Origin of the sequence: Streptomyces sp. bgisy159 (genome assembly GCF_965341775.1) — a bacterium.
Lineage (GTDB): Bacteria > Actinomycetota > Actinomycetes > Streptomycetales > Streptomycetaceae > Streptomyces.
The window spans coordinates 257,846-270,167 of record NZ_CBDQZH010000004.1; the positions used below are offsets into that span (position 1 = coordinate 257,846).

Below are 12,322 nucleotides of genomic sequence, written 5' to 3' on the forward strand. Positions count from 1 at the left end.
CGGGACCCCGTTGCCGCACCGCGCGGCCGATGTCAGTGGGGCGTGCCACCATCGGCACATGGACAGGGCGCGGCAGTTGCGGCTGGCGAAGGACGCCATGGACCGGGAGTGGGCCGACCCGGACCTCGACCTCGCGGCGGTCGCGGCGCACGCCGGCTACTCCCGCTACCACTTCGTGCGCGCCTTCAAAGAGGTCTACGGCGAAACCCCAGGCCAGTACCTGACCCACCGCCGGATCGAGCGGGCCGAGGAACTGCTGCGCGGCGCCGACCTCAGCGTCACCGAGATCTGCCACCTGGTGGGATTCAGCAGCCTCGGCACCTTCTCGACCCGTTTCAAGGCCCGCACCGGCCTCACCCCGAGCGAGTACCGCGTCCGTCACGTCGGTCGCGGCGCGGCCCTGATCCCGGGCTGCTACGCCATGCTGTGGGCCGGCGGCTTCCCCCGCCGTGCCGAGGACCGCCGCAATTCTGAGGAAGCGCCCCGAGCACCGGCCCGCCTACGGTGACGAGAGGAGATCGGAAACGGCATCAGGAACCGACACCGACCGGACCGGGGAGCGCCCACCATGATCAAAGGCCTGACCATCGCCTCCGTGTGGACCTTCGACCAGCAGCGCACGAAGGCCTTCTTCACCGAGAAGCTCGACTTCGAGGTCCGCACCGAACTCGCCCTCGGCGACATGCACTGGATCACCGTCGGCGCCAAGAACCAGCCGGACGTGGAACTCACACTGATGAGCCTTGACGGCCCGGGGCTGGACACCGAGTCCTCCGAAGCGTTGAAGACGCTGGTCAGCAAGGGCGTCATGGGCGCGGGGGTGCTCAGCACCGACGACTGCCGCGGCGACTACGAGACCTTCCGGGCCCGGGGGGTGGAGTTCGTCCAGGAACCGAAGGAACGCCCCTACGGCATCGAGGCGATCTTCCGCGACGACAACGGCAACTGGTACTCGCTCACCGAGCGAAGCGAGGAACTGGACTTCTCCAAGGACTTCGGCTGAGCCGGGACTTCGCCCGAGAAGGGACGCCGGCTGAGCCCGGGACTTCGGCTGAGCCCGGGAGTTCGGCTGAGCCGGGACTTCTGCCGAGCAGGGAGTTCGGCAGAGCCGGGACGTCGGCCCGCGCAGGGACTTCGGCCGAGAAGAGCGAGGAGGCGTCCACCGGGCGGCCGGTCGGCCGCCCGCCGTCGCTAGGGCAGCAGCGGGTAACTGCCCGTGTTCGTCGGCGCGTGCTCGGGGAGCCACAGGACGGCGACCGCGCCCTCGGCGGGTATGTGTTCCGGCACCCCAGCGGGCCGTACGTTGCGGAAGGTGAGCCGGGCGCCCATCACCCGGGCCTGGCCCGCGGCGATGGTCAGGCCCAGCCCGTGGCCGCGCCCGGCCCGGTCGGAACTGCCGGTGCGGAATCGGCTCGGTCCCTCCGAGAGCAGGCTCTCCGGGAAGCCGGGACCGTGGTCGCGGACCCGGATGACCCGGCCCTCGACGGTGACCTGTATGGGCCCCTTGCCGTGCCGGGCGGCGTTGGCCAGCAGGTTGAACAGGACCCGCTCCAGCCGGCGCGGGTCGGTGGTGACCTCCGACTCGTGCACCACCCGTACCTCGACGTCGGGGTTCTTCGCCGCGACCCGCCGGGTGACGAACTCGCCCAGCATGATGTCCTGCAGCTCGGCCCGCTCCGAGGCACCGTCCAGCCGGGCCACCTCCAGGACGTCCTCGACGAGGGTACGCATCGCCTTCGCACGGTCCAGCACCAGCTCGGTGGGCCGGCCCGGCGGCAGCAGTTCGGCCGCCGTGAGCAGTCCGGTCACCGGTGTGCGCAGCTCGTGCGCGATGTCCGCGGTGACCCGGCGCTCGGCCTCCAGCCGCTGCCGCAGGGCGTCCGCCATGGCGTCCACGGCGCTCGCCAGGTCGTCGGTCTCGTCCTGGACGACCCCGCCGATCGCGTCCCGCACCCGTACGTCCGTCTCGCCCTTGGCGACCTGGTGCGCGGCCGTGGCCGCCTTGCGCAGCCGCCGCGACAGATGGGCGCCGATCAGCACGCCGAGGGCGCTGCCGCCGAGGACCACCGCGATGGAGCCGATCACCAGGGCCTGGTCCAGGTCGTTGAGGATGTCGGTGCTGCGGTCGGTGAACCCGGTGTGCAGCGACAGCACGTGACCGTCCTTGACCGGTACGGCCGCCCAGATGTCCGGCGCCCCCTGCCGGTGGTCGGAGACGAAGGTCGCCCGGCGGCCCTCCCGGACCTTCTCGCGCAACTCGGCGGGGAGCGCGGGGTCGTCGATCTTGATGCCGGGGAAGTTGGGCCGGCCGGACAGCTCGTAGTTGCGCTGGGCGATCTGGACGCGGGTGTCCGCCAGGTCGCGCGCGTTGTCCAGCATCGACACCCGGGCGGCGTTGTGCACGACCAGGCTGAGCACGATCGCCACCAGGGCGCCGACCAGCGCGATGGCGGCGCTCAGCTTCCACCGCAGGCCGGTGCGGATGCCCGCGCGCTCCACGCGGGCCGGAACCAGACGCCGGATCATCCCCCGCACACCCCGCCCCCGCTCAGGCCTTCAACTTGTAGCCGAAGCCGCGGACCGTCTCGATCCGGTCCTGGCCGATCTTGGTCCGCAGCCGCTGGACGTGGACGTCCACCACCCGGGTGTCACCGCCCCAGCCGTACTCCCAGACCCGTTCCAGGAGTCTGTCCCGGGAGAGCACGGTGCCCGGCGCGGTGGAGAACTCCAGCAGCAGGCGCATCTCGGTCGGTGTCAGCGCCACCGGCTGTCCGCCCCGGCGCACCTCCATGCCCTCGGTGTCGACCTCCAGGTCCCCGAAGGTCAGTACCCCGTCGGCGGCCGCAGCGCCCGGCTCCGAGCGGTCACCGCCGCCCGCGTGCCCGAAGCGGCGCAGCACCGCGCGGATCCGGGCGACCAGCACCGCCCCGTCGAACGGCTTGGTCACGTAGTCGTCGGCGCCCGCCTCCAGCCCCAGCACCACGTCGATGGAGTCGGCGCGCGCGGACAGCATGATCACCGGCACGGTCGACTCGTCACGGATGCGCCGGCACAGGCTCACCCCGTCCAGGCCCGGCACCATCACGTCCAGCAGGGCGATGTCGGGCCGGTCGGCCCGGAACGCCTCCAGCCCCGACAGGCCGTCGGGCATGGCGGTGACCGCGAAGCCGTCGCGCTCCAGGGCGAGCTGGGTGGCCTCGCGGATGACGTCGTCGTCCTCGACGAACAGGACGTGGGTCTGGTCTGCCATCCCTGTGCTCTCAGTCCTCGTGTGGTGGGGGGTCGTACCTGTTGTCCGAGGGGCGCGGCACCCGCGCACTCGCGCGCCCCCTGGTGGGGGGACGCCCGCGGCACGCGAAGCGTTCGCGCCTTTTCGGCCGTAGCGCCGTAGCGCCGTAGCGCCGTAGCGCCGCCCGCCGGGTGTGCGTCGTCACCGCCTTCGCCGGTACGGGCGGCCCGACCGGTGCACGCCGCCGGAAAGATAATGGCGCGTGGCGCCGGCCACCACTCAGCCGCCCTCGGGCACCGGCGTCGGCTCGTCACCGGTGATGGTGCCGTACTCGGTGTGCGTGCTGAACTTCTGGGTGAACCGGTCGTCGGTCCACAGATACGTGAGCACGTTCTCGCCGGACGGTTCGGACACCGGATCGTCCTTGTCGTACACCTGCTTGGTCACCACCAGGTAGCCCCGCTCGATCTCCGCGTACACCGGCGGCTCCTCCGCCTTGAACACGTTCACGTACCGGCCGTCGTGCCGCCGGTACACGTAGGCGCCGACCCCGACCGCGTCGCTGCACGTCAGCACGTTCACCACGAGGTCGCTCGCGGTGCTCCCGGTCAGCTCCCCGTACTGCACGTCGACCGGGTACTTGTCGGCGACACAGGGCTGCAGGTCACGCTTCACCTCCGCCGAGACCCGCGGGTCCCCCTTGAGCAGCTGGACGGCGTCCACCTGGTCCACGTCGTACGCCTCGGAGTGTGCGACGGAGGCCGAAGGGCCGGCGGGCGCGACCGTGTCGGCGTGCGCCGGGCCCTCGTCCCGGGCGCCGGTGCCGCCGGTGGCGCACGAGGAGACGAAAAGGGCGAGGGCGGTGAGCACGACCGCCGCCGTGATCACCGCCTGGGAAGTTTCTCGGGCCGCTCTCTGCCCCGCCCCGGTCAGGCCGCCGCGCAACGCTCCCGCTCCTCACGCTCCAGCGCGCGTGCGTCCAGTTCGCGGGCCTCCAGCTCCTCGCGGAGCCGGGCGAGCGCCCGGTGCAGCGTGCTCTTGACCGTTCCCGCCGACATGCCGAGGGCCGCGGCCGTCTCCTCCGTGGACATCTGCTCCCAGTGTCGCAGGACGACGACGCTGCGCTGCTTCGGCGCCAGTACCTTCATCGCGTCCATCAACAGGGCGCGGTCGGCGTGCTGTTCGGTGGAGTCGGCCACGGAGGCGTCCGGGAGCTGCTCGGTGGGCACCTCCTCCAGCTTGCGCGCCCGCCACCACTCGGTCCGGGTGTTGATCATGACCCGCCGCAGATAGGCGTCGGCGAGCCGCTTGTCGGCGATGCCGTCCCAGCGGCCGTACGTCCTTGCCAGCGCGGTCTGCAGCAGGTCCTGCGCGTCGACCGGGTCCGGGACGAGCCGACGGGCGCTGCGCAGCAGCGCGTCCTGCCGAGTGCGGACGTACTCCTCGAACTCCAGCACCTCGCCCTGCGCCATGATCAACCGCCTCCGATTCCCCGTGGGTTCCCCGTGCCGGCCGGGTGTGGCCCCTGCCGGTGTCGTGCCTGTGGTCCGTAGCCCAGCGCCCCTGCCGGGCACGGGAAAGAAGCTACGGAGCGGTTGTCACGGGGCTGTCCGAAGCAGCCTGCGGCGAGCGCTCAGCTGTCCGTCGGTTGTGTAACGAAACCCGGAGCGGGGTAAAGGAGCCGCCCGACTGCTGGCGATGTGGGGTGATATGTCGACCGGGTGAGTGTTACGCGGGCCGTTTCCCTGTGATGTGGCTGTGCGTCAGCCGGCCGTGCGGCCGGTGGTGTTCCGTCGGGTGGTGTCAGGCCGGACGCGCCGGCCGGTGGTGTCAGGTGAGCGGCAGGCGGTACAGGCCGCCCGGCAGCGGCTCGACCAGGCCGTCCGCCACCAGGCCGTCCAGCGCCCGCGCGCGCTGCACCGGCTCGTGCCAGACCCGGTCCAGCGCGGACTGCGGCACGGGCGCGTGCGCGTCGCGCAGTACGGCGAGCAGCTTGCCCCGCACCTGGCGGTCCGTACCCGCGTACGTCTGGCCCCGGCGCGGCGGCCCCTCGTGCTCGGGCTTGCCCGCGAGCCGCCAGGCGCACTGCGCGGTGATCGGGCACCGGTGGCACGCCTCGTTCTTCGCCGTGCACACGAGTGCGCCGAGTTCCATGGAAGCCGCCGCCCACCGGGCGGCCGTCCCCTCCTCCTCGGGGAGGAGCGTGCGGGCCAGCCTGCGCTCGGCGGCCGTGGTGGCGTTCGGCGGATACTGCACGCCCGTCACCGCGCGCGCGAGGACACGGCGCACATTGGTGTCCAGGACCGCGTGTCGCTGCCCGTACGCGAACGAGGCGACCGCCGCCGCCGTGTACTCGCCGATGCCCGGCAGCGCCAGCAACTGCCCGTGGTCCGCCGGTACGTCACCGCCGTGCCGCTCCGTTATGGCCACCGCGGCGCCGTGCAGGCGCAGGGCGCGGCGCGGGTAGCCGAGCCGCCCCCACGCGCGTACGGCTTCACCGGGGGGCTCGGCGGCAAGGTCGGCGGGGCGGGGCCAGCGGGCCAGCCACTGCTCGTAGACCGGCAGGACTCGGTTGACCGGTGTCTGCTGGAGCATGAACTCGCTGACCATCACGCCCCACGCGCCGGCTTCGGGGCGCCGCCAGGGCAGGTCGCGGGCGTTGTCCTCGAACCAGTCGATGACGGGGGAGTGCAAGTGCGCTCCGGGCGGCGTCACGCCGGCGGGGGCCGGGGCGGGGACGGTGTCGGCGGGGGTGCTGTGGGGAAGCTTCGTGGGCGCAGTCATGGCCCTTTGATCCTGCCACGACGGGGGTGCACGCGTGCGTACCGTCACCCGACGGGGTGGCACCCGCCCGTCGTGCCGCCGGTCCGCGCGCCTGCGGGCGGCGCGCCGGGGTGCTACGCGGCGTGTTACGTGCGCGGGCGTGCCGTGGGCGTTACGCGTACCCGTGGCCCCGTGGCCCCGTGGCCCGGTGGCGGTGGCCGCGGTTGTTCCTGGGTGCGTGGCGTGTCGTTGCCGTCACCCTGTGCGGTCGTGAACGGCTCGGGCGGCAGCCGGGCGCGCCGGGGCGGAGGGGACCGGGATGATGATCCGGAAAAGTTGTGGTTCCCGGCGGCGGGTGGGGGCGGGGAACGCCAGGATCTCTCGTACAGTTTGCGCCGTGGGATCTCTGCGCAATCCGGTCGGGCCGCTTCCCTCCTCCATCTACTGGCGTCGGAGGGCCGTACTGCTGTCCGTGCTGACCCTGTTGGCGCTCGTGTTCGCCTGGATCGCCACCTCGGGCGGTGGCGGCGGCAAGAACAGTGCCGACGGTTCCAACGGCGGCAGGAATCCCGCCTCCTCCATCACGCCGGGACCGTCCGGCTCGGGTACGGCGATCACCCAACACCCGGGCGGCCGCGACGAGTCGAGCGGCGAGGAGACCGGCGGGTCCGGCTCCGGGTCCGACGACGGCGGCAACAACGACGACGGCGGTACCGGCCCCGGCGGCGCCGCGGGCGGTGACGACGCCAACGGGGACACGCCCCCGGGCGCGGGTTCCGGCGGCGGTGCCGGCGCCGGCACCGGGTCGAGCGCCGCGTTGCCGGCCGGCACCCCGCTGCCCAACTGCACCGCCAGCGTCGTGACGTTGACGCTGAGCAGCGTGCGCAACGAGTACTCGCCCGACCAGACGCCCACCTTCCGGCTGACCGCGAGGAACAGCTCCGCGAGCGACTGCAAGGTCGACCTCGGGCCCAGGAGCGCGGTGTTGACGGTCACTCAGGCCGGCGAGGACGACACCTACTGGTCCTCGGCCGACTGCCCCGAGGGTTCCGGCAGCCTGCTGTACCGGGTGCCGGCCGGCGCCACCTTCGTCTACACCGTGAAGTGGGACCGCAAGCCCAGCGCACCGCAGTGCGCCACGCCCCCGCCGGGTTCGGCCGGCGCCGGGACCTACCTGGTGGAGGCCAAGGCACCCGGCTTCGAGAAGACGCGGACCTCGTTCGTGCTGAAGGCCGACTGAAAGACCGGGCGGGCCGGCCGGCGGTACGACCGGCCGCCGCGCCGCGCCGTGCCCGGCAGGGCCCGTGCGTCCGACCTGCCGGCCGAGCTACACGTAACGTTCCAGGATCGAGGACTCCGCCAGGCGGGACAGGCCCTCGCGGACACTGCGCGCGCGGGCCTCGCCCACACCGTCCACCGTCTGCAGGTCGTCGACGCTGGCGGCGAGCAGCTTCTGCAGGCCGCCGAAGTGCTCCACCAGCCGGTCGATGATCGCGCCGGGCAGCCGGGGCACCTTGGCCAGCAGCCGGAAACCCCGGGGGGAGACCGCCGAGTCGAGCGCCTCGGGTGATCCGGTGTAGCCCAGGGCCCGCGCGACGGTGGACAGTTCCAGCAGCTCGGCATGGGTGAGCGCGTCCAGCTCGGACAGCGCCTCCTCGACCGTACGGGACCGCTTCGCCGTCGGCGCGGGCACGTAGTCCCGGACGACCAGCTCGCGCTCGGGCTCCACACCCGCGATGAGCTCGTCGAGCTGCAGGGCGAGCAGCCGGCCGTCGGTGCCCAGCTCGACGACGTACTCCGCGATCTCGGTGGCGATACGGCGGACCATTTCCAGGCGCTGCGCCACCGCCGAGACGTCCCGGACCGTCACCAGGTCCTCGATCTCCAGCGCCGACAGCGTGCCCGCGACCTCGTCGAGACGGAGCTTGTAGCGCTCCAGCGTCGCCAGGGCCTGGTTGGCGCGGGACAGGATGGCCGCCGAGTCCTCCAGGACGCGGCGCTGGCCGTCCACGTAGAGGGCGATCAGCCGCATCGACTGGGAGACGGAGACGACGGGGAAGCCGACCTGCTTGCTGACCCGGTCCGCCGTGCGGTGCCGGGTGCCCGTCTCCTCCGTGGGGATCGTGGCGTCCGGGACGAACTGGACACCCGCCCGAAGAATCTTCGACAGGTCGGAGGAGAGGACGATGCCGCCGTCCAGCTTGCACAGCTCGCGCAGCCGGGTCGCGGTGAACTCCACGTCCAGTACGAAACCGCCCGTGCACATCGTCTCGACGGTCTTGTCGGAGCCGAGGACGATGAGGCCACCGGTGTTGCCGCGCAGGACGCGCTCGAGGCCGTCACGCAGAGCCGTACCGGGAGCCACGGCGCTCAGCGAGGCGCGCATCAGGCCATCGGAACCGGTGCTCCCACCGGACTTGCCGGGAGCCGCTGCCCGGTCGTTGGCTGCCACTGCACTCCTCCGGTCGCAGGATCTGGGGTGCTCCCGTTTCACGCACTCGGTTCGTACGGACGGGCGAGACCAGGGCAAAGTCTACCGGCGGTCCTCCGCCTCCCGTGGGGCCTCTCGGCGACGCGAGCGCGGCAGGACCCGCAGCGCGTCCCCTATGTCCGCGACTTCCAGGACCTTCATCCCGGGTGGCACCCTGCCCGGATCGCCCGGCACGAGCGCGTGCGTGAAGCCCAGGCGGTGCGCCTCCGACAGCCGGCGCTGCACGCCCGTGACCCGTCTGACCTCGCCCGCGAGGCCCACCTCGCCGATCGCGACGAGGTTCTTCGGCAGCGGGGTGTCGCTGGCGGCGGAGGCCAGCGCGAGCGCCACCGCGAGGTCGGCGGCGGGCTCGGACAGCTTCACGCCGCCGACCGTCGCCGAGTAGATGTCCCGCTTGCCGAGCGCGCTGATACGGCCGCGCTGCTCCAGGACGGCCAGCATCATCGACACCCGGGAGGTCTCCAGTCCGGACGTGGTGCGGCGCGGCGAGGGGATCTGTGAGTCGACCGTGAGCGCCTGCACCTCCGCGACCAGGGGGCGGCGGCCCTCCAGGGTGACGGTGAGGCAGGTGCCCGGGACCGGCTCGGCGCGCCGGGTCAGGAACAGGCCGCTCGGGTCGGCGAGGCCGGTGATGCCCTCGTCGTGCAGTTCGAAGCAGCCGACCTCGTCGGTGGCGCCGTAGCGGTTCTTGACGCCGCGCACGAGACGCAGGCGCGCGTGCCGGTCGCCCTCGAAGTGCAGGACCACGTCCACCAGATGCTCCAGCAGGCGCGGGCCGGCGATCGCGCCGTCCTTGGTGACGTGCCCCACCAGCAGGGTGGACATCCCGCGCTCCTTGGAGGCGCGGATCAGGGCGCCCGCCACCTCCCGGACCTGCGCCATGCCGCCGGGTGCGCCGTCGATCTCCGGTGACGCCACCGTCTGCACCGAGTCGAGGATCAGCAGGGACGGCTTCACCGCGTCCAGGTGGCCCAGTACGGCGGCCAGGTCGGTCTCCGCCGCCAGGTACAGGTGGTCGTCGAGGGCGCCGATGCGGTCGGCGCGCAGGCGGACCTGGCTCGCGGACTCCTCGCCGGTGACATAGAGCGTGCGGTGCTCGTCACTGGCCGACTTGGCGGCCACGTCGAGCAGCAGCGTGGACTTGCCGACGCCGGGCTCCCCGGCCAGCAGCACCACGGCTCCCGGGACGAGCCCGCCGCCGAGGACGCGGTCCAGTTCGGGCACGCCGGTGGAGCGGGCGGTGGCCTGGCGGCCGTCGACCTGGCCGATGGGGACGGCGGAGGTGGTGACCCGGCCCGGGGTCGTCGTCCGGACCGCCGGCGTGCCGTACTCCTCGACCGTGCCCCACGCCTGGCACTCGGGGCAGCGGCCGAGCCACTTCGCCGTCTGCCAGCCGCACTCGGTGCAGCGGTAGGACGGACGGTCCTTGGTGGTCTTGGTACGGGCAGCCATGGGGAAACCGTAGCGGCCGGGTCTGACAACGGGGGCCGACGGTGGTTCGGCGGTGGTGGTCCGGGCCGGATCGGAGGCGGTCCGCGCGGTATCGGCTGCCGTGGTCCGCCCCGGGGCGGCCGTGGTTCACGCCGGATCGGTCGGGGTTCGTGCCGGCCCACACGGAGATCTCGGGTCTGCTGCCGGTGCCGGTGCCGGTGCCGGTGCCCGTGCCGAGGCCGGGGATCGGTCGGGGCCCGGCAGCACCGATCGCGGGGGAGGGCGGAGGGCCCTGTCCCCTTATGAGGGATCGTTTCACCCGTACGGATTAAAACGGCTCAAGGGGCGGTAGCAGCGTGTTCCGGGCCGCCTACGGTCGCACGGGTGATGAGCAGCAGCCCGGAAACCTCGACCCGCACGACCGGCGCACACCGGGCGCACCGGGAGGCGCGTGAGCGCGGTGCGGCGCACACGCCGGTGCGGCGCACACCCGCGCGCTACGAACCGTACCTGGACGGCCTCTTCACCTACTGCCTGTCGGTGCTGTGCGACCACGACGCGGCCACCGCAGCGCTCGGTGACGTCCTGTCGCTCGCCGAGCGGCGCGGCCACCGCGTCCCGGACGCCGCCGGCGACCGCAGGGCCTGGCTGTACGCGCTGGCCCGCTGGGCCTGTCTGCGCAAGCTGGCCGAGGCCAAGCAGAAACGTCAGGCCTCCCACGCGGCGGGCGCCCGGCACGGCGCGCATCGCCCGCCTCCCGCATCGCCCGCCGCCCCGCCGGTCCCGGACGCGGTACGGCAGCGGCGGCGGCGTGAACTCGCCCTGCTCGCCTGGCCCGAGGCGGCCGGCACCAGCCCCGAGCAGCGCGAGGCGCTGGAGCTCGCGGTGCGCCACCACCTTGCCGCCCACGAGATCGCCGCCGTCCTCGGCATGGACCGGACCGCCGCGGGCGAACTTCTTGCCTCGGCCGCCTGCGAGGTGGAACGCACGCGTGCCGCGCTCGCCGTCGTGGGCGCCGGCGGCTGCCCCGGGGTGGCCCGCCTCACCGGCGACCAGCAGCTGGTCCTCAGCGCCGCCCTGCGCCGGGAACTCGTCCGCCACGTCGACGACTGCCCGCGCTGTCGCCGTGCCGCCGGCCGTGCGGTGCCCGGCCGCTGGCCCGGCGACACGGTCACGCCCGCCGAGCTGCCCGTCCTGGAGGCGCCCCGCGCCGCCCTGCACGCCGTCATGGCGCGCCTGCCGCGCGTGCGGGGCGCGGCGGCGCCCCGCTTCGACCGGCGCGGCTTCCCCATGGACCCCAAGGACCACGCGGCCCGGCGCGACCGCCTGCGCGCGCGTGCCGTCACGACGACCGTCGTCGCCACGGTCGTCGCCGCGCCCGTCCTCGCCCTGTGGGCCGCCTACCGGGGCACCCCCACCGGCGAGGCCGTCGACGGCCGCTCGGCCAGCGCCGGGGAGGCGCACGGCCCCGACAGCCTGGCCGGGGAGCAGACCGGCGGCTACGAGAACACCGGGAACGCCAGCACGCGTCCCGGGGCCGGCCTCGGCCGCCACAACCGGCCCGATGTGTCCGTGGAGGTGGTCAGCGTCGCCGGGGCCGACAAGAAGGCGGCCGGGCGGCTCACCGTGACCGCCGCCGGCAGCGGTGAGACCACGCTGATCACCCTCAAGGCCGACCCCGACGGCGACGCACCGGTCCGCTGGTCGGCGACCACGGGGGCCTCCTGGCTCTACCTGAGCCGGTCCACGGGCACCCTGGAGCCCGGCGAGTCGGTGACCGTCAAGGTGCACGTCGACCAACTGCGCGAGCCCGCCGGGTTGTGGCACGCGCGCGTGGCCGTCGCCCCCGCGGGGGCCGTCGTCTCCATCTCCGGGTACGGCACCGCCCCGGTCCCGGCGCACCCTGGACCGTCGCGGCCGGGCCCCGGCCCCGGCCCCGGCCCCGGCCCCGGCCCCGGCCCCGGCCCCGGCCCCGGCCCTGGCCCCGGCAACGGATCCGGATCGGGGTCCGGCGGCGGACCCGGCACGGGAAGCGGCAGCCCCAGTGCCCCGCCGACCTCGCAGGACCCGGACCCGACGCCCACCGACCCGGCGCCCACCGAGCCCACGCCGAGCGATCCGCCCCCGACGTCCGACCCGGAGCCGACCCCGGACCAGCCGCCCCCGTCCGGCCCGGCCGACTCCGCGTCGCCCAACGGCGGCGCGTCCGATCCCAGTACGACGGCGTCTACGCCGGTGCCGTCGGCGTAGACGGGCGGAGGGCGGAACGGTACGGCCGATGCCCGCGCCGACCCGGGGCGGGTCCCGTCGGCTCGGTCGCTCCGGTTGGCCGCTCCAGGCGGCTCGGGTTCGGTCGGTCTCCTGCGGTTCGCCAGGTGGCTCGGACCCGGCCGGGCTCCCTGCCGTCC

Annotated in this window: 11 protein-coding genes; 4 read left to right on the plus strand and 7 right to left on the minus strand. The window is 73.8% G+C overall.

Features of this window, described 5'->3' with window-relative positions; all coding sequences use genetic code 11:
• Positions 1-58 precede the first annotated feature (58 nt).
• The gene (locus ACSLTV_RS06865) at positions 59-508 is read left to right on the plus strand and encodes a helix-turn-helix transcriptional regulator (protein WP_432139104.1); all 450 of its coding nucleotides are present in this window, start codon (positions 59-61) and stop codon (positions 506-508) included.
• A 60-nt stretch (positions 509-568) separates the two neighbouring features.
• Positions 569-1,003, plus strand: a complete 435-nt coding sequence (locus tag ACSLTV_RS06870) for a VOC family protein (protein ID WP_432139103.1) — start codon at positions 569-571, stop codon at positions 1,001-1,003.
• Between the two features lie 188 nt (positions 1,004-1,191).
• Here the strand turns inward: ACSLTV_RS06870 and cseC are convergent, their stop codons facing one another.
• The 5 genes from cseC to ACSLTV_RS06895 form a co-directional block, all read right to left on the minus strand.
• Positions 1,192-2,526, minus strand: a complete 1,335-nt coding sequence (gene cseC / locus ACSLTV_RS06875; protein ID WP_432139102.1) for a two-component system sensor histidine kinase CseC — start codon at positions 2,524-2,526, stop codon at positions 1,192-1,194.
• 22 nt (positions 2,527-2,548) lie between these two features.
• A complete protein-coding gene (gene cseB, locus ACSLTV_RS06880; RefSeq protein WP_432139101.1) occupies positions 2,549-3,250 on the minus strand; it encodes a two-component system response regulator CseB in 702 nt (233 codons plus the stop codon).
• Between the two features lie 258 nt (positions 3,251-3,508).
• Positions 3,509-4,174, minus strand: coding sequence for a hypothetical protein (locus ACSLTV_RS06885; protein WP_432139100.1), 666 nt, complete (start codon positions 4,172-4,174; stop codon positions 3,509-3,511).
• Positions 4,159-4,701 (minus strand): SigE family RNA polymerase sigma factor, encoded by a 543-nt coding sequence (locus ACSLTV_RS06890; RefSeq protein WP_432139099.1) that lies wholly within the window; start codon positions 4,699-4,701, stop codon positions 4,159-4,161. Before ACSLTV_RS06890 ends, ACSLTV_RS06885 begins: the two co-directional genes overlap by 16 nt.
• A 358-nt stretch (positions 4,702-5,059) precedes the next feature.
• Positions 5,060-6,013 (minus strand): A/G-specific adenine glycosylase, encoded by a 954-nt coding sequence (locus ACSLTV_RS06895; protein ID WP_432139098.1) that lies wholly within the window; start codon positions 6,011-6,013, stop codon positions 5,060-5,062.
• Positions 6,014-6,389: 376 nt separating this feature from the next.
• Between ACSLTV_RS06895 and ACSLTV_RS06900 the strand changes: the two genes are divergently transcribed.
• Positions 6,390-7,232, plus strand: a complete 843-nt coding sequence (locus ACSLTV_RS06900) for a hypothetical protein (protein WP_432139097.1) — start codon at positions 6,390-6,392, stop codon at positions 7,230-7,232.
• An 87-nt stretch (positions 7,233-7,319) separates the two neighbouring features.
• On the opposite strand, the gene disA is transcribed toward ACSLTV_RS06900, so the two are convergent.
• Together disA and radA are read right to left on the minus strand one after the other, a co-directional pair.
• Positions 7,320-8,444: a DNA integrity scanning diadenylate cyclase DisA gene (gene disA, locus ACSLTV_RS06905; RefSeq protein ID WP_432139096.1), complete on the minus strand. Its 1,125-nt coding sequence runs from the start codon at positions 8,442-8,444 to the stop codon at positions 7,320-7,322.
• 81 nt (positions 8,445-8,525) lie between these two features.
• On the minus strand, positions 8,526-9,935 hold the full coding sequence (radA, locus tag ACSLTV_RS06910) for a DNA repair protein RadA (RefSeq protein WP_432139095.1): 1,410 nt from the start codon (positions 9,933-9,935) through the stop codon (positions 8,526-8,528).
• 363 nt (positions 9,936-10,298) lie between these two features.
• On the opposite strand from radA, the gene ACSLTV_RS06915 reads away from it, so the two are divergent.
• Entirely contained in the window at positions 10,299-12,164 is a 1,866-nt protein-coding gene (locus ACSLTV_RS06915) for a BACON domain-containing protein (protein ID WP_435611816.1), read from the plus strand.
• The last annotated feature ends 158 nt before the right edge of the window (positions 12,165-12,322 follow it).